Origin of the sequence: Xenorhabdus bovienii SS-2004, assembly GCF_000027225.1 — a bacterium.
GTDB lineage: Bacteria > Pseudomonadota > Gammaproteobacteria > Enterobacterales > Enterobacteriaceae > Xenorhabdus > Xenorhabdus bovienii_C.
Map to the genome: position 1 here is coordinate 202,772 of NC_013892.1, position 19,341 is coordinate 222,112.

11 protein-coding genes and 2 pseudogenes are annotated in these 19,341 nt (G+C 39.4%); 3 read left to right on the forward strand and 10 right to left on the reverse strand.

Features of this window, described 5'->3' with window-relative positions:
* Positions 1 to 6 precede the first annotated feature (6 nt).
* The 9 genes from glnG to XBJ1_RS00940 all read right to left on the reverse strand — a co-directional run bounded on the left by glnG (position 7) and on the right by XBJ1_RS00940 (position 14,976).
* Complete coding sequence (gene glnG / locus XBJ1_RS00905) at positions 7 to 1,437, reverse strand: nitrogen regulation protein NR(I) (protein ID WP_012986824.1); 1,431 nt, start codon at positions 1,435 to 1,437, stop codon at positions 7 to 9.
* Between the two features lie 24 nt (positions 1,438 to 1,461).
* Positions 1,462 to 2,511, reverse strand: coding sequence for a nitrogen regulation protein NR(II) (gene glnL / locus XBJ1_RS00910; RefSeq protein WP_038198219.1), 1,050 nt, complete (start codon positions 2,509 to 2,511; stop codon positions 1,462 to 1,464).
* Between the two features lie 186 nt (positions 2,512 to 2,697).
* The gene (gene glnA / locus XBJ1_RS00915; RefSeq protein WP_012986826.1) at positions 2,698 to 4,107 is read right to left on the reverse strand and encodes a glutamate--ammonia ligase; all 1,410 of its coding nucleotides are present in this window, start codon (positions 4,105 to 4,107) and stop codon (positions 2,698 to 2,700) included.
* Between the two features lie 511 nt (positions 4,108 to 4,618).
* Positions 4,619 to 7,573 carry an autotransporter outer membrane beta-barrel domain-containing protein gene (locus tag XBJ1_RS00920; RefSeq protein WP_012986827.1) on the reverse strand — a complete coding sequence of 985 codons (2,955 nt, stop codon included), beginning with the start codon at positions 7,571 to 7,573 and terminating at the stop codon, positions 4,619 to 4,621.
* A gap of 656 nt (positions 7,574 to 8,229) precedes the next feature.
* Positions 8,230 to 10,056 (reverse strand): hypothetical protein, encoded by a 1,827-nt coding sequence (locus XBJ1_RS00925; RefSeq protein WP_038198220.1) that lies wholly within the window; start codon positions 10,054 to 10,056, stop codon positions 8,230 to 8,232.
* The gene (locus XBJ1_RS00930) at positions 10,046 to 11,605 is read right to left on the reverse strand and encodes a hypothetical protein (protein ID WP_012986829.1); all 1,560 of its coding nucleotides are present in this window, start codon (positions 11,603 to 11,605) and stop codon (positions 10,046 to 10,048) included. Before XBJ1_RS00930 ends, XBJ1_RS00925 begins: the two co-directional genes overlap by 11 nt.
* Before the next feature lie 101 nt (positions 11,606 to 11,706).
* Positions 11,707 to 13,224 carry a hypothetical protein gene (locus XBJ1_RS00935; RefSeq protein WP_012986830.1) on the reverse strand — a complete coding sequence of 506 codons (1,518 nt, stop codon included), beginning with the start codon at positions 13,222 to 13,224 and terminating at the stop codon, positions 11,707 to 11,709.
* Positions 13,225 to 13,262: 38 nt separating this feature from the next.
* Complete coding sequence (locus tag XBJ1_RS21695) at positions 13,263 to 13,400, reverse strand: hypothetical protein (RefSeq protein ID WP_158304277.1); 138 nt, start codon at positions 13,398 to 13,400, stop codon at positions 13,263 to 13,265.
* Positions 13,381 to 14,976 carry a hypothetical protein gene (locus XBJ1_RS00940; protein WP_012986832.1) on the reverse strand — a complete coding sequence of 532 codons (1,596 nt, stop codon included), beginning with the start codon at positions 14,974 to 14,976 and terminating at the stop codon, positions 13,381 to 13,383. The genes XBJ1_RS21695 and XBJ1_RS00940 overlap by 20 nt, the downstream gene beginning before the upstream one ends.
* Before the next feature lie 468 nt (positions 14,977 to 15,444).
* Here XBJ1_RS00940 and XBJ1_RS00945 point away from each other — a divergent pair.
* The 3 genes and pseudogenes from XBJ1_RS00945 to XBJ1_RS00960 form a co-directional block, all read left to right on the forward strand.
* Positions 15,445 to 15,818: pseudogene (locus tag XBJ1_RS00945) on the forward strand (IS630 family transposase); the annotation flags it as partial.
* Between the two features lie 285 nt (positions 15,819 to 16,103).
* Positions 16,104 to 17,141, forward strand: coding sequence for an IS630 family transposase (locus XBJ1_RS00955; protein ID WP_041573280.1), 1,038 nt, complete (start codon positions 16,104 to 16,106; stop codon positions 17,139 to 17,141).
* A complete protein-coding gene (locus tag XBJ1_RS00960; protein ID WP_012986836.1) occupies positions 17,142 to 18,251 on the forward strand; it encodes a hypothetical protein in 1,110 nt (369 codons plus the stop codon).
* 213 nt (positions 18,252 to 18,464) lie between these two features.
* On the opposite strand, the pseudogene XBJ1_RS21130 reads toward XBJ1_RS00960, so the two are convergent.
* Positions 18,465 to 18,661 (reverse strand): annotated as a pseudogene (locus XBJ1_RS21130) (IS6 family transposase); the annotation flags it as partial.
* Between the last annotated feature and the right edge of the window lie 680 nt (positions 18,662 to 19,341).

Sequence of the window (19,341 nt, forward strand, 5' to 3'; positions counted from 1 at the left end):
TGATAATTACGCGATCCCTAACTCCTTCAATTTCCGGGTAATCGTATTCCTTCCCCATCCCAGCAAACGTGCGGCTTCTTGTTTATGACCGTTCGTATATTCCAACGCACAATTGAGTAAGGTACGCTCCAGCAACGGCAAAGCATCGGAAAGGAGATCAGTGCGTCCTTCTTTTAAGGCGTTCTGTGCCCACTCAGCCAATTGTCGCGGCCAGTGTTCAGGCAGTGCAGAACAGGAGGAGGGAAGATTGCCGATTTGTTCCGTTGGAGGGTTCTCAATCAGATCGGCAGGCAAATCCTGTACCAGCACTTCTTTGCTGGCTGCCATCACTGTCAGCCAGCGGCAGACATTCTCCAATTGGCGGACATTCCCCGACCATGACAGGCGCATCAGAGCGATTTCGGTATCGGGATGCAGCACTTTGGCCTCAACGCCCAATTCTTTGGCAGTCTGTTGCAGAAAATGGTGTGCCAGACGGGAAATATCTTCCACGCGATCCCGCAAAGGGGGTAATTGAACACGGATCACATTCAGCCGATGGTAGAGATCTTCGCGGAACTTACCTTCCGTCACACGCTGTTCAAGGTTCTGGTGGGTGGCGGCAATAATGCGCACATCCACTTTCACCGGCGCATAGCCACCCACCCGATAAAACTGCCCTTCTGCCAGCACTCGCAGTAAGCGAGTCTGGATATCCAGCGGCATATCGCCAATTTCATCCAGGAATAGCGAGCCACCATTAGCTTGCTCGAAACGCCCGTGTCGGACTTGATTGGCACCCGTAAAAGCGCCTTTTTCATGACCAAACAGTTCTGATTCAATCAAGTCTTTCGGGATCGCCGCCATATTTAAGGCAATAAAAGGGGATGAAGCTCGTGGGCTGTGGCGGTGCAGCGCGTGGGCGACCAACTCTTTGCCCGTTCCCGATTCACCATTGATTAAGACACTGATGGAGGAACGAGAAAGCCGGCCGATAATCCGGTATACCTCCTGCATGGAGGGGGCTTCCCCAATTATCTCAGAAACAGAGGCTGCCACTTGCGGATTGCGCGATGATTGATGTTGTTCGCGGTAATGACTCAATGCCCGCTCAACCAATGTGACAGTTTCATCAATATCGAAGGGTTTTGGCAGATAATCGAATGCACCTTGCTGATAGGCACTAACGGCAGCATCCAGATCGGAATGAGCCGTCATGATAATGACGGGAAGCTGTGGATGGCTCTGTTTTATCTGGTTAAGCAGATTCAGGCCATCTAAACCCGGCATACGGATATCCGACAGCAGAACTTCCGGGCAGTTCTGTGAGAGTGCTGTCAGCACGGAATCGGCATTTTCAAAACTGACGCACTCCAGACCTGCGCCACTCAGCGCCCGTTCAAGTACCCAGCGGATAGAACTGTCATCATCAACGATCCAGACTTTTCCTCGTTGCATTATTATCCCCTATTTCTTGCTCGGTTATTTCTTGATAGGCAGGTAAATGGAAAATTCCGTGTGACCCGGCCAACTGGTGAATTCGATTTTGCCAGCGTGTTGATCGATAAGGTTACGGGCGATGGATAACCCAAGTCCAGTTCCTCCTTCATGCCCACTGACCATGGGATAAAATAGCGTATCCTGAATGTTGGGAGGAATGCCCGGGCCGTTGTCTTCAATATCAATTCTGGCTACCAGACGATAGCGTTCACCATGTAAGGTAATTTGGAACGCGGTTCGGGTTCGCAGGATGATCGTTCCACCTTTTTCCCCCAGAGCCTGTAGTGCATTGCGGGTCATATTCAGTAAAACCTGCTCAATTTGATCTGGATAATGCGCCAGCTCTGGCAGGCTGGGATCATAATCTTTGATCAAAGTGACATTGGCGGGCATTTCCAATGATACCAACTGATAAACCCGTTCAACAACATAGTGGATGCTCTGGCTGATTCGGGTTCCCGGATGCTGTGGACCCAACAATCGATCAACGAGGGCGCGCAGCCTGTCAGCCTGCTCAATAATCACTTGGGTATATTCCCGCAGGGAGGGATCGGGCAACGCTTTTGCAAGCAGTTGCGCCGCTCCCCGCAGTCCTCCAAGGGGATTTTTTATTTCATGTGCCAGCCCCCGAACCAATTCCCGCGCAGCCGCCTGCTGTGCCTGTTGTATCTGCTCTTGGCTTAAACGACGCTGGCTATCCATAGGAGCGAGTTCCAGCAGAATAAACTGTTCGGAAATGGGTTGGGCACTGAGCGACATTACATGAGAGTGATTGTTGATCACCAATATCACTTCGTTATCGGTAAAACCATGACCCCTAATCAAACTGGAACGCATCAATTCTGTGTCCAGTGAGAGATAGCTGAATAGCACCGGAAGGGGAGTACCGAATAATTTACGCGTACTTTGTGCCAGTAGTTGCATGGCTGAATGGTTGGCATAGCGGATAATCAAATCGTTATCCAGTACCAAGACACTGTTAATCAGTGAGTCGAGTATGTGTTCTGCTTTGGGAAAATCAACCATCATCATCCAACCTTTGCACTTTTTTGGTGCATTGTACCTTAGTTAAGCATAAACCGGGCAGTCTCTCCGTGCAGTCTGTGATTTGTTTATCAAGTGTCATCTGCCGTCGCAAATGTGCAGGAAAAGGACCCATCCGAAGATGGGTCAAAAGTTTCACGGCAACAAAAAGGGCAATTGTGATGCTATCAAGTATTACACGCTGTAATACAGTTCAAATTCCAGCGGATGTGGCGTCATGCGTACTCGTTCGATTTCACCATGCAGTAATTTGATATAAGCATCAATGGCATCATCAGTGAAAACACCACCACGAGTCAGGAATTCCCGGTCTGCATCCAGAGCGGCTAACGCGTCATCCAGAGAAGAGGCGACGGTTGGGATCTCTTGAGCTTCTTCTGCCGGCAGGTCATATAGATTTTTGTCCATCGCATCGCCAGGATGGATTTTGTTGATGATGCCATCAAGACCTGCCATCAGCAGGGCAGAAAAGGACAGATAAGGGTTTGCGGCCGGATCAGGGAAACGCACTTCAATACGGCGGGCTTTGGCGCTTGCCACAACCGGAATGCGGATGGAGGCAGAGCGGTTACGGGCTGAGTAAGCCAGCATCACTGGCGCTTCAAAACCCGGAACCAGACGTTTGTACGAGTTAGTGGTTGGGTTGGTAAAGGCATTCAATGCACGGGCATGTTTGATTACGCCGCCGATATAGTAAAGCGCCAGTTCGGACAGGCCACCATATTTATCACCGGCGAATAGATTAGTACCATTTTTGGACAGCGACATGTGGCAGTGCATACCAGAGCCGTTATCGCCTACCAGCGGTTTCGGCATAAACGTTGCGGTCTTACCGAATGAATGGGCCACATTGTGCACTACATATTTGTAAATCTGGGTTTCATCCGCTTTTTTGGTCATAGTATTAAAGCGGGTCGCGATTTCATTCTGGCCTGCGGTCGCTACTTCATGGTGATGAGCTTCAACCACCAGCCCCATTTTTTCCATTGTCAGACACATGGCTGAACGCAGATCCTGAGAGGAATCCACGGGAGGAACCGGAAAATAACCGCCTTTGATGCCCGGACGATGACCTTTGTTACCGCCTTCATAGCGTGTCCCACTGTTCCATGCAGCTTCAATATCATCGATATGGTAATAACTGCCCGAAATGGAATTGCCGAAACGAATGTCGTCAAACAGGAAAAACTCAGGCTCTGGCCCAAACAGGACAGTATCGGCAATATCACTTGCACGCAGGAAATCTTCCGCGCGTTTGGCAATCGAACGCGGGTCACGGCTATAACCCTGCATGGTACCGGGTTCCAGAATATCACAGCGCAGGATCAGCGTGGCGTCATCAAAGAAGGGATCTCGCATTGCGGTCGTTGGATCTGGCATTAACACCATGTCAGATTCATTGATCCCTTTCCAGCCACCGATCGATGAACCGTCAAACATTTTGCCATCTTCGAAGAAATCTTCATCAATCTGGTGGGAAGGAATGGTGATGTGCTGTTCTTTACCTTTGGTATCAGTAAAACGTAAGTCAATAAACTTCACCTGATGTTCTTCAATCATGGACAAAACATGTTCAACGGACATACTGAGTTCTCTTGGTTGACGTCAGCCTGATAATTCGGCGCAAGGGACATGCGGCGTTATCTAATGGGCTGAAATGGGCTGATGATGTGTGTCTCTGTATAGGGTCAATGTTTATAAAATTGATGCTTATGAGAAGAGTATTGCGAGAAGTGTGCCAACTTTTTAAAAGTCTTTAAGATCAGCGGATGAGTGGGTTAGTGGGTAAAAACGGAAGAAATCACAGTCAAGTTTTAAGTAAAATTGCACTAATTTAGTGAAGTAGGTGAGCAAAAAAACAAATTTGCACCATTATAGTGAAAAATAAGGGAAGTGCAGACCATTTTGACTGATAGTTTATGCTTAGTGCTACAGACGAAAAGATTGCATAATCAATTTATTAGAAGCTGAATATACGGGCGCAGTCATGATCTCAACTAGAAACATTGCTCTTGCTCATATAAAAACTCTGAAAATGCTTACCGTGGGAGGCCATTCCCACGGTTTTCTGTTAATTCCGGTGGCATTTTCTTAATTACCACGTTGTCCTTAGTCCGACTTGGCCCTTCAGATCGTAGCTGTCTGCAAAATTATTCAGGCTGGTGCTGGCTGAAGCCTGAGCATAGACGAAAGATTTTCCATTATCCCAACTATAGGAACCACCCGCCCCTCCGTCTCCCCAAGTGCGATCATTGCCACTGATAAAGGCAACATCGGCGACTTTAGCCGAGTCATTTCTTCCCAAAACCTCTTGATTAATATTGAAAAAACCATATAAACGTGTGGCTTTTTGACGATAGTCTATCGTCGTGCCTACACGAAGTTTCAGACTTTGGCTTCGGTCAAAACGGATTTTGGCTCCAAACGGATCATGAAACCCATTCATATTTATGGAAGAATATACGAGTTGTGCTTGTGGGGTCATTGACCATTTCTGATTCAAGCCAATCTCTTGTCCTGCTTCCAGACCCAATGCATACCCCAGCGCGGATTTACTATTTCCCAAAGCTCGGCCGGCAGTCTTTGAATGCAGATCGTTGTCAAAGTAGGTCATCTGGGCTAAGCCATCCACATAAAACTTATTCTTGCCGTACCACGTACTGGTCGCACCAAACGTATAACCATTTGCACGAATGTTACCGTCACCATGCGGAGAGCCTACGTCTGCATCAATCTTCGAATATTGCAGGAAGCCACCGCCCGTGACTGAACCCTGGTTATTTTCATAAAAACGTTTGTCCATACCAATCTGAGCACGAACCATGTTATAGGTGGTTGCATTCGCATCGGATGTAGAGACACGTGGCGACAATTTACCGTAAGAAGCGGTTATTCGCCCCCATACCCCAGTGGGCATCTGGCTTGTACTATCGTCAGTGCTGTCTTCGGCAGCAGAGCTTCTGAATTCACCTGTGCCAAGCACCCGATCCTTACGTCCTCCGGTTCGGTCACGCAAGGACTCTGGCGCATTCATAATCTGCAACATCCGTCCATAACTCTCGTAAACGCTAACGCCTGCCTGATATGTGGGTTTTGAATTATCCGACGATGAGCGCAGATACAACGAATTGTCGGCGCTATTCTTATAAAGACGGTAGGCATGAGCACCCGTTACAAGAGTTGGATTACCCTTATGGCTATAGTCACCAGCCAAACTGAAATTTCCGCCCGCTGCACCTTTCATATCAACAACTTTGATACCTTCGTTCGTTTTGGCACCCTTTCCACCAACATTTTTGATCACGAGATGAGTTGTACCCGATGTTTTGCCATTCACCACAAGTCTGTCAGTCTTTGAGCTATCATCTCCCAATACAGTTGATAAACTCACCGTACCGTTATTACTTCTATAGTCACCCGTAATCGTCAGCATACTCCCTACAGCGTTGCTATCTCCGCCCATCACGACTCTACCACTGTTATTTAAAGCGGGAATTGTCGTATTAAATCCCCCCATATCAAGCGTACCACGTTGCCCGATTGTATAGGATGATAATGGGCTGAAAGACTTCTCTGCGCCTTGGAGAAGTGTTCCTTGTTGGACTGTTGTCGCGCCTGCATAGTTGTTTGCCCTCTGAAAAATGGTTGTGCCGCTACCCACTTGGTGAACAGAGCCTGCACCGCTTATATTATGACCATAAATCACTTTATCGCTGCGATTGAAATAAAACTCTCCATCATTAACTATATTGCCAGAAATTTTTCCCGTTGTATGTCCGTCGCCTAAACGTAACTTATTTCCCGATGATATCTTAACAGTTCCGACATTCATGTTGTGGGTGTATGTAAAATCTAGATTTTTCGCTTTATCAGTACGGTTCATATTCCCAATAGTAACAATCGAATCTTTCGTCCCAGAAACATCTCCTTTAAGGATTGCCTTCGGGCCAGACAGATAAAGTCTGGCGCTTCCAAGCTCGACATTGCCGTCAATCGTGCCCGCATTATCAATGCCGTTGGTGATAGTTCCCTTATTATGGATAGAGAATATAATCCCTTTTATCACGCCTGTATCCGTATTCGTGATTGTCTCAATAACACCTTTATCGTCGACATAAATACCTTTTGTATTTCCATATATGGTGGAAGCGTTGGTAATCTTTTTAATTCTGGACGGCTGGATTTTCTTACTATCACTAGCCGGGCCTTGCCCAGTAACTTCAATGGCATTCACACCGGCAATTATTCCTTTACTCCCAACCTGATTATTGAGGCCTTTGAGAGTCGACCCTTGGCTAACTATAATGCCTTTATTGGATACAGCCACTGTTCCATAATTATTGAAAATTCCGACATCAGCGCCGTATGCAGCAGTCAAAGCTCCGGGAGGCAAGAAGTTACTACTACTCGACTGAGACAATATTCCATAATTATTAAGATTTGTAAGTGTTCCCCCGTTCATAATGATCCCCTGAATCGATCCTCCCTTCTGATTCTGGATGGTATCTATTTTTCCGTAATGAGGATTTTTAATAACAAGCTCAGGTATGATAAATATTGAACCACCAGCACCAGCAGGGTCTATGATTGAACCATAATTCTCCAGTGTCTTCAGGGTACCAGCAACAGTTACACCTGATAGTGCAGGGCCGCCGCTTATGGTGCTTATGGTTCCACGATTAACCAGTTTTTCAACAAGACCACTGGGAGTTACTACGAGTCCATTAGTTCCTTTCAAAATTCCGTTATTTTCAATGTTATGAACCGTAATAAGCGGATCCTTAATATCCTCATTACCGACATTGACAGCAGAGGTTTTCCCAGAGTATTTATCATATTGGCTTGCCATGAACCCTTCTGTGGGAACAATAATTGATACACCTTTATCGATAGTAAGATTTTCATTATTTGAGAGATAACAGGGTGTCGTCCTATTTTGGGAAATTGTGGGTCCACATGTTGATGCAGCTATTGCATTACCGCTTATTCCAGAAAAAAATAAAGCTACTTTAAGAGCCATTGGCAATACAGCGTATCTGTATATTTTCATAAGAGAAGTTCCTAAAAAACCTATGTTTCGTTTAAGTCAGGGAATTACGCACCTGATGTGTACTACCACCCTCAGCCAATATAATTGTGCTTGAAACTCATTATTTGGGTAATGGGCGTATAACTCGTTCTATCTTATGTGGTACATGTATCAGTATTATAGCAATTGCTATATATGCAACATTTAGACAATTATTTTAAAGCGTTAATTTAATATTTTTTTATTTTTTAATGAGATATCATCATGGCTGTTACGATAGAAGTGACTTATTGATATTGCGACCAAGCTGAATCTGTACGCAAACACGGAACAGGTAAGGCCGGCTTCCCTCGCTACTTAAAATATAATATTTAATTTTATATTGAATGACAGACAAGCTGCATAGTGGCTTTTCTGATTATTGATAATGTGTACTTGTGCAGATTCACTCTGGTAGTTATCAAATTGTGTGTCAGATCAAGTTACTATTAACCTGAATCAGGCTCTCCTTTCTTCCTTAAAATACTAATTGAACAGTAAAAAGTGCACCAACATTAATAAATTATTTAATATCAATATATGTAAGTAATAAGGCGCAATCTGTCATATAACATCAACGTTGATTGCGCCTTCTGGTTTAGAGTGAACTAACTATTATTCTGGTATCAGATATCATATTAATCCATATAATAGGTCAGCTTACCCTGTAATAGTGCTTGTACTTCATTGCTATCTCCACCACCATCAGAACCACCCCAGGTATGGACTTTGTTATCTGCTGTCAGAGCAAGAAATGCTGTTCCTGTTGAGTAGATGGCTCTTACATTCTTTATTTCAGGTTGGGGTATAAAGTTAACGTTACTAGGTTCAGCATTTTGCCAGGTTAATACGGTACCATCTTGACGTAATGCCGCAGATGCATTAGCTGAGCAAGTTATTTGAACCACATCTTTGAGAGCCATAAATTCTTCGAACACTGGGCCGTCGTTATAATTCTGTATTCCATCCCAATATATTTTTCCATGTGGAGGGGTGCCTCCTGGCATAAGAAATTTTTGTTTAGTGGTTGCTATATCTACTCCATTACTACATGAATCGCCATCGGAGCTGCTGGCTGGAACCGACCAAGCATATAATGTACCATCACGGTGAACTGCGTAATTACCGAATGGGACGTTAAAATTCATAAGAAAGGGAGTAATTGAAGCAGCTTGTATGAAATCCTGATGTGAGGGATTAAAGCCGACAAATACACTTGAATCACCCCAAGTAGAAAGATCACCACTTTCGTCTATAACGGCGAATCCCCTTGCCATTGATGTAATGTAACGTGGTTTCGAAACAGAAGAATAACGTGGATCTGGATCTAACTGCCAGTTCTCCATTGATGAGCCCCACAAACTTTGTATCTGTTCCGTACCGGGATTATATATAGTAATAGCAAAACTATTTCCTACAAAAACATTCTTTCCATCTCCAGGATAATTAAAAATACCCGTCATTGCTCCCCAGGCTTCCATCTGCTGGTTAGTGTGCGAGATAGCAAAAAAGCTATTTCCACCTGCCCCCACATCATCAAAGGAACCAGTAGGGAAGTTAGAGTGATTAGAATCACCGTGATACCATAATGTCCCTGAATCCACATTAAGCCCAGCATAAGAGGGGCCATTTGTAGTAATGGTTTTAACTCCAGATTGAGTATAGGAATTACCGAAGGTTCCTCCCCAACCAACCATGGTGTTGTCATTGAGCAGCACAGCAAAAGCAGAGGGATATTGCTCTTCCAATGGATCGTTAAAATCTGCCTTTGGAAGACCTAGCGTACCACCATTACCAAACACATTGATTGGGTTTATTTTGAGCTTGTTACCTTGCTCGTCTTGAACTGAAATGGGGAGCCACGGAGCAGAATCATAGAAAAATGGGGAATTAATATGTGAAAAAGGAGAAGTAAATGATGGTGTTCCACCTATATAAGTCCATGTTACTGGATGTGGCTTACCCTCTTTAGTCCAGGCAGTCAGCCTCTGTGGTGTTTTAAGCCCATTAGCTACAGCAAGGTCAGCATAACGAGCACCCATAACGATAAAGGGTTCTTTGTCTGATGGTGGGGTTGTCGGTGTGCCATCGATAACTTTTATGTGAGTTATGGGAGAATACGATATATTATCGTCATTATTTATTACAGTATAATGAACCAAGTATTGGCCAGGCGAAATTTTATTTTTGGGTATTTTAATCTCAAAATAAGATTCAGTATAATTACGGACTGTATAAGATTCCCCACAAATAGTGTTGAAACAGGCCATAATACTATCACGATCAAAGAAGACTTGAGCGCTGTTGTCTATTTTTATAATAATATCACCCTCAATTTTTTTTAAATCTAAAGTATCATTATTGATTTGTGGCAAAATTGGGGCTGGAAGTTTATTACTCATAATTTTCTCTCTATTATATTGTTGATATGATAATGTATTAATATCAATTCTATTAACAATCATCCTCTCCGGTAGAGGCGGTATCTATTCTTCCTATCCAAGTCTGAGAATGGGTATTTTCTGATCGTACTTGATAGCTAAACTCGATACGGCCAGCCGTGCAGTCCTTAAATTCATGGCAGTCCCTAACAAATTTTCTGGCAATATTTATAGTAGTAGTTGTAGTTTGACCATCAGGGCCAGCTACAGAAGGTATCTGTTTAGAATAAGTTTTTATTACAGTTCTAGGATTAGATTTTATATGCAATGTTAAGTCTACCATACTACCTAATGGTGGCTTGGTCTTATCAGTGATATCATTTGTTCCAGTAATTTGAACAAATAATGCGGGATCATCAAGGTCATGACTTTTAGAGATTGCTTTACAATTCACAGTATTATGTGAAGTGGCGTGCTCACAATCTTTAGGGTCTGCTTCTTCTATAATATTATTGGGATCATTAACCCCAAAACTAGAATAAACTACGCATTTGTCATAATAAACTGGCTTAGGCCATGACTCTCCTGTATATGTTAGTGTAAGGGATCTTGAATATAACGTATCTCTGCCTTGGCGAAAAACTACGTAGGAAAAGGTAGAAACTGCGCCTACTGTAAAGGCAAAATAAGGCATTGAAAAAGAAGAGTAATTCCCAAGCTCACTTAATTGCAAAAGAGGATATTCATATATTGTACTGACATTATTAATGCGAATTTTAATCATATCTCCTTTTTGCGCACCGGGGTAAGGAGGAATATCTATTAAGAAATTTGTTTGTCCATGGTTTGTTAGTTCTCCGCCATTATCATACCCTTCAATTCCAGGAGCGGCTAAATAATCATTCGGATTTTCTGGTTTATCATTTACAATATTCAATGCACTATCAGCAGGAATCTCATTCGTAATACCAAATATTCTTGTATAAAATTCAAGAGATATAGGCTGCAGTTCTTTAGCATAAATATAAAAGACTAAATTACCGTGCCAGTCGGTGGACAGAAAAATCCCTTCGTCGTTAATATTTTTTTCTATTCCTATTTTTGTTTTGTTGTCAGATTGATACAAATTGACTTTTTCTATATCTTTTGGATTTAAAGAAGAAATAAATACAAAGACTTTAGGTATAGGGTTACCTTGCTCATCTCTAACTGTTGCCATAACTCTAGTCCGTGATTTACCCTCATTTCCACTAGGTGGATAATTTGGTTGAGTTGGCACCTCTAAAGCATTTTTGTCATAAGAAAGTGTTAATGAATCATTTTTTAATGTTCTTCCAGTATACATAACTGTTGTATTTGGGAAGGAAACGTTACTTGATATATATAGTCCAAAGTTGATGCTATCCCCATCATTTATATCTGGAGATATTTCTAAAAAAAGCGTAAATAACCCAGAATCCTCATCTGAACGGGAAGAGTCTAATAATGTAACCTTATTATCTGCATTTATAATTTGAATATAAGTGTTATCTGATATTTTAACATCAGATGTCAGAGTTACATTCAAATTCAATCTTTGACCTATTATAACGCTAGAACCATAAGGGACAGAAAGAGAAACAGGACTACTCATTACATTACCTCATTATTTCTATTTTTAAGTTTGATTTTTAATGAATAAATTACCAATAAATAACAATTGTTTCATGAGTCATTTATACACTAGATTGCTTATCAATCAATAATTGGGGTGTCTATACGTCCTTGCCAGACTTTACCATATGTGAGATCATCGTCATTATCAAATCCAATTTGATAATCAAAGTAAATATCACCGCCTCTATCTGGATAAGCTAAACAATCAATTAAACAGCTATGGGGTATATTAAATATTAACTTTGCCGAATTATTATTTCCGTCTGGTAAGTTTTGCATTGTTTTTTTAAGTGAATGATGAACTGTTTTAGTACTAGAATTAATATATAAATTTAGAAAAACCTCTGAACCAAGAGGCACGTTTGAATTGTCTTTTAGATCGTTGGTTCCCATAATTTGAACAAATAATCCAGCATTGTCAGGATTGTTCCTATAGTTAGATATTTCAGTGCTATCAACATAATCCATTTCTTGTAGAATGTTATCAGGGGAAATACCAGCACTATTATAAACTACACAAGTATTGTATATTCTATTGATGTCTGGCTGGGGTGTATTAGGAACTCCTCCTTTAAAAACAATACTCAATGGATATGAATAATAAACATTTTCGTTAACAGAAAAAATAATATAATAAAATGAGCAAGCGACGTCTTTATATTTCTCGAAAATTTTATAGGGTAGTTTTATAGAATACCCACCTAAATCATCAATGCTTTCGATAGTAAATGCATAACCAGTAAATATATTGTTAACAAAGAACAATATTGTGTCTTGAGATTTTGCATTATCATACTGGTCTACTTTGGTTTTGAATATAAAAGAATTAGGCGATGTCAAGTTTTCTCCATGTATATTTTCAATATCAGGGGGATCTAATAAGCTATCATTACCTTGAGGTTGGCTACTGGCAACATATAATTCGTTCATAGAATGAATAGAAGATGTTGCATTATAAATCATTGAATCTAAAGTTATCTTAGTAGCGACTCCTATATGAGGATAAACATAAAATATCACTTCACCCTTTTCATTTGAGTTTATAAAAAAACCTTTCATAGGAGCAGAAGTAACTTCAATTTTATTTTTCTCAGAGTCATAGATATCGAAATCCTTAAAATTATATAGATAAGGAATAAATATTGGCGTTCCAGATAATGGTTGTCCATCTGAAGATTTAATAGTTGTCATGACCTTACTGCAGATTTCTCCTTGTGAAGGAAAATTAGGTTGATCTGGTGTAGGTAAATATTTTTTATAAAATTTAAGAGATAATGTTTCTTGTTGTATATGTTTAGCTACATATTCAACATGTTTTGTGCCAAAATATGAGGATTTGATATCAAAAGAAACAAGCTCACCTGAGGTGATCTTATCAGATACCAATAATCTGACAAAAAATGATCCTGATGTATTATTATAAGATGGGGTGAAGGACGAAATTTTTCCAACAGGGGAGATATAACTCGTATTTTCTAAAGAGATGGAAATAGAATTATCTATAGGTATATTGGATGTTAATTTTATTTCTGCTATGAATTCTTGACTGATGATTACATCAGAGTTTGGTTTTACAGAAACACTAACTTTAATCATATATTTATTCCTTTAAAATTAATGCATTACGTTATGAGTCATTCTTCTTTTTTAAATAAAATAGATTTAAAAATGAATTTAGGTTTATATTCTATTGTTTTTTCTTCTTCAATTTTTATGGTTGTAATAATTGTTTTATTTTTAGTAATCTTTAATTTAAGGTCTTTCTGTGTCAATTTTTCCTTGCCAAATTTTCCCATAATATTTAGTTCCAGAGTTTCCTGGGTCAGATGGATCATAAGCATAATAGTCAAAATAGATGTTTCCAGCAGAACTATTAGGATATGACTCTATATTATTTAGATAATCAATAGGAATCTCAAATATATGTGTTGCTGTATGACTGCTGTGTGGAACAGGGGTTGCAGGCATAGTAATAACTTTAAATGAATGTTGAAATTGTTTGTTATAAGAATCTATATATAATGTCACTACAACATTATAACCCAGTGGTACTTTGGTTTTGTCAGTAATATCATTAGTCCCTTCTATTTCAATAAATAACGCTGTGCTTTTTTTCTTATTAGAATCATGAGATATAGAGAAATAATTTATTAAATCACCTTGATGGATTAGAGCCGTTCCTTGTGAAGCACCAAAACTAGAATAAACAACACATGGATCGTAAATCCTATTGATATCATCAAGAGGTGCGCTCTTACCTCCTCCACTGTAGGTGAATCCTAGTGATGCTGATTTTTTTATTTTTGCATCATGTGTAACAACGATATAAGATAATTCAATATTTTCATTTTTGGGTATAATCGAGTAAGGTAAATCAATAAAATAATTACCTAGATTATTTTTATTTTCAACAATGATTTTTTGATTTGAGTAACTCCCATTGACATAGAATAATATAGTATCATTTCTATTTGGATGATTGTATGGATCAACTTCAACAGAAAAAGTTGTTGAATCAGGGTCTCCTATTAACGCACCATCTGATACTTCTAGAATAGAGGGAGGGGCTAAAAAATCAGTATTAATATTTGATAGATTACCCGGATTAGTTGGATCATCATCAATAACAAATAAACTGTTTTTTGATAGTTGAAAACTTTGTGTGTCAGTTACTCTGGCTTGTAAATTAAGTATAAATTCGGTATTGTTATCCGGATATACATAAAAAACAACCATACCATCTTGTTCTGTTTCTAAATAAAAAACTGGTCTGTTATATAAGGTTTTTTTTGTTATTTCAGATGACTGACTTTTATTTTCTCTGAAAGTTCTAACATTATCTAAACTAGTATTATGATCTGACATTATAGTGATAGGAATTCCAGATACACTTTGACCACCGTTTTTAGCTTTTATTGTGGCAAAAACTTTAGAGTATATTTTACCAGTTGGTGGAATATTAGAACTAACATTTTCTACTTTAGTTATGGCATTTAAATATTCATTTCCAAAGGTAAGGGATAATGAGTTATTGTCTATTTCCACAACAGTATAACTAAAAGATGTTGTAAGAAATCCACTTGCATTATGAGGTACAATATCAAAACTAACTGTACTTCGGTCTGCTAATTCTTTTTCAAGAGTAAATGCAATCTCTATTGAGCCTCCTGTCTGTATTGTATAACTAGGATGTACTGGCTTAAGATTAACTGATTTTATGATGTCAAATGAGGCATTAGGTGAAAAATTTCCTTCAGGAGTTTTTAAAAAAGTAATTGTCATTTTTAGTAATTGGACTTTGGCTATATTTGATTTTGTTGGTATTGATGAAATTATAGTATTTTCCACTGTATAATCCTATGATTTATAATTAAATAACAATGTTAATTTGTATTGTTTTCGGTAAAAGATTCACTATGTTTACATATTAATTTATATTAATGCACTGAATCTCATAAAGATCCCTTACTCCTCGCTCAGTGGGGAGTAAGGAAGTGTCCTGTAATTTTGAAATGTTATTAGATATTAAAATATTTTCAGCAGTTTTTTATCTATAATCATTAGATAGCCAATTTTCTTGTTGACTAAATTATTCAATATTTATCTATTTGTATAATGAAAAAAAGTTATCAGTTGATAACTAAATACTATTGGTTAGGGGAAATTCTACATTGTTCGTAACTCAATTAAATATAAGTTCATTGTAAAATTCTCTAAATAGCTGTTCCAAATAATAGATCACTTGCAGAGAACTCAATCCGAATTGGACGATCTGATTAATCGCTAAACCAAAAAAAGCATCCATCGGACTGAGTTATTCCAATCATCACATCGATACCGCGCAATGAGCGCCGTTTAATGCAAAAAACTATTCAGAAAACCCGCGATAAAATCATGCCCAAAGAATTATCGCCATACTCATGCTGTATCGCGGAGACACCGTCAGCTATGTCACGCGCTCGCGTGCAGTCGTTCTTCTGGCGCTCGCTGGATACACTTTATGGCCTGGAAGGCTTGAAACCACTCTCTTCTGGTCGTCCACGACGTTGGCCATTTGAATTGATTTGTTCTTTGCTACGTCACCTTATTTCAGATTCTCCCGACGTATTGGGTTATCAACGCTCACGCGGGGTCATTGATATAATCAATTATAAATCAATGAGATAACCGGATGGTGTTCTGCTAATGCAACAGAACCCTAAAAATAGCTTTTTAGATAAATCACCATACCCATAAAATAACTTTTAGTTATCAATTGATAATTATCTTTCATCACAATAATAAAAATATTTTCTAATATTGAGGATTAGGCTGTTAATCATAATTTGATGTACTTTTGGGTGGTTATATATGTCATCATATATTTGTAAAATCATTGGTTTTTTTATCTTTATTTGTCCATTATTTATGCCTTCTATACCCGTCGTCATTGAAGATGCTTGATTTTTCATTTGTATCAGATCATGATTGCGCCCATGAAAATTAATCTAACAGATGCCCAAAAAGACGCCCTCGAATTGATGCATGATACGACTCGCGATGGACGAGTACGTGACCGCATCAAGGCCGTGCTTTTGGCCTCAGAAGGCTGGACTGCCCAGATGATTGCTCAGGCTTTGCGGATCCATGAAAGTACGGTGAGCCGCCATCTGAAAGATTACTTCTCTGAGGAAAAACTCGCCCCTGAAAATGGGGGCTCTGAAAGCCGTTTGTCTGCCGAACAAACAACAGAATTAGTTGAGTATCTGATGGCAAATTTGATGCACACTACCGCACAAATTGTGGCCTATGTTCGGGCACGATGGCAGGTGACTTTCACTGTCGCAGGAATGACGAAATGGCTTCACCGTCAAGGTTTCAGCTACAAGAAGCCAATGGGTGCTCCGCATAAATTTGATGCGGATAAACAGCAACAGTTTATTGAAACCTACAACGCGCTGAAAGAAGAATGTGGCCAGAATGCGCCTATTTTATTTATTGATGCGGTTCACCCGACCCTGTCCACAAAATTAAGTTATGGCTGGATGAAGAGCGGGCGGAAGCACGTCAAAGTGGTTGAAACCACAGGCAGTCGTACTCGACTCAACATCATGGGTGCCCTTAATTTACAACGGATTGAAGAGACTATTGTTCGTGAATATCCGACGATTAACGCGAAAAATGTCGTCCTTTTTTTCGGCTCAATCCGGGAAACCTATCCACTTTCGCAAAAAATCCACATTATTCTGGATGGTGCGGGTTATCACCGTTCCGGAGTCGTCCAATTTTTTGCCGAGGTTTTGAATATTGAGTTGCACTACCTGCCGCCTTACAGCCCTAATCTCAACCCGATTGAGCGATTATGGAAGTATGTGAATGAGCAGGTACGAAACAATGTCTATTTTCCGGATACCAAAACATTCCGTGAAACGCTGCGCCACTTTTTTCATGTCACATTGCCAGAAAAAGCGAAAGAACTCACCACTCGGTTGACTGATAACTTCCAGATTTTAAAACCCGCATCTTCAAGTTAATTGCGTATAGATTCAATTAATTTTAAACCCCTACCAATAGATTTTGAAATTGAAAGCATTGAAGTCACTAATTTTACTAGTCAGCACTCATTACCCGGTGATGGAAACAGTGCATATGAATACCGAGCTAAAATTATTAATAAAACAAATGGTAAAAAGATATCTAATTATTCATTTGATCCTAAGCAAGTGAATTGGAGTCGAGAACCCAAAAGAAGTCCTAAATTAGTAGATGAAAAAGATCTCGTTTTATTTGACCCAGAATTTACAACTAATAGCGAAGGTTACTTAACAATAAAGCTAAAGAGTTTAGTTGGTATTAAAAATATTGAGGTTAATTTAAATATAACTTCACCACACGGTGACGTATCAAAGAATGCAAAATTGGTGGACTTTGAGGTTTCACCACAACCGGCGGGGCTTTTCATGTATAGAGAGGGTAAAAAAGACACAATTAATCTCTTCACTAAGGAGCAAGAAAGGCCATATAACGCAGTTGGTACTTTACATAATGGAGAATTAAGAACAAAAGATAATAAACTTCTTAGTAATAGCGAAAATGGTAAATTAGTAAAAGTGCATGATTATGAGTATGATGATCCAGATGGTATACTTTCGTATAATAATAAACACGATCCCAATTTTGCATTTGAAAACGTGGGAAAAGCAACAGTCAAAGCTCTAGTACAAACATTAAACCGAGATAATGAAGTAGTTTATGAAAGATTATATGCATATAACTTCAATATACTTAGACTTTTTACCGCAATAGATCAAATGAATGACCCTTATGTTCCTGGGATAAGTAATATAAGCTGTGAGAGTGATAATAAGATGGGGGGTAAAACACCAAAATTAAGCGATGTTATAGGGCCAAAAACTCTTTCTGACGAATTTAGAAATGCTTTTTCATGGGGGTTATTTCACAGAGTACAATTACCTCATGATATAGATAAAAAGGATTTTGCTAAGTTTGCAATAATAGATGAAAACGCTCCTCCGAATAATCCCTATGCTCCATATTCTATTTATGATGCAGTACATGGTAACATAATTGATCCTACAAATTCGAATGTATTATTAATTTGCCTATGGAAACAAGGGGGGTAAATTATAATTAAATAACCTATACAAGATAGAATTATATCCAATAAATTTCGATTTTCAGTGCGGCGGCAAGAGAGTAGATCTCAGGAGCATAGATAGGGTTGCGTTGCATTACGGGTTGAAAGTTATCAGAAAGTCGGTTGGCTGATTTTTTAGGCTGCTAGCAGATAGAATGGTTGTGCCGATGACAATCCTTGCCCGCATCGAGGACGTCTACCGCCGCTCCACGGTGCGCTTGTGTTGGCGTAACGCCTTATTCAGCAAAGAAATTAACCTAATGACCCAGCGATAAAGGGTTGAATGATCAATGACAATACTCCGCTCAGCCATGATTTCTTCAAGATCGTGCAGGCTGGGCGCATAGTTCAGAAACCCCGGACGCATTGGGCAATAATATCAGTGGGATTATGCAAACGTTTGAACGTTTTTCAGATAGGAGAGTATGTCGGGTTCCATCCTGAGTTTTCACAACCATAAACCAAAATGCACGTTAATGCGACAGAACCATTAATTATCAAATAGTTATTTTCTTTTGCTAATAATGAGTTATCCCTCTTGATATTTGTGTTTAGATAAATGTGATTAGATCTTTAAAATAATGAAAGTAGTATAAATCTATTTAATGGCCAATTAAAATAAACTATCACTACTGAATCTGAAAATTTCTTTCCTATTTGTTCAGTGTAAAAAATGAAATTATATTAAATTATATTTTGTTGATGACATCGATATTAACTCGTGCAAAGACATATAAATAACCCTGTAAACCACAAAAAGATATTCTTACTATCCTTATTTTAAATATTGTTATTTCTTATAAAAACCGACTGAAATAATAATATTTTAAATTAATGATTTAGTTGATTTTAATTAGTTATCACGATAGAAAAAATCTAGTGGTGCAAAGGTCAAACAGAGCAGGTATCATTAAGCCCACCGCAGAACTGTATCTTGTTGACGTTCTAGATGTACTGATTACATCCTCTCATCATGGTATCTCTTCCTGTACAGACAAACTTCTAGGGTGATGAGCTTCACATTTATTTCACTCTGTAGATATAACGTGTAAAATAACAGCATATTTGTGTTAGAT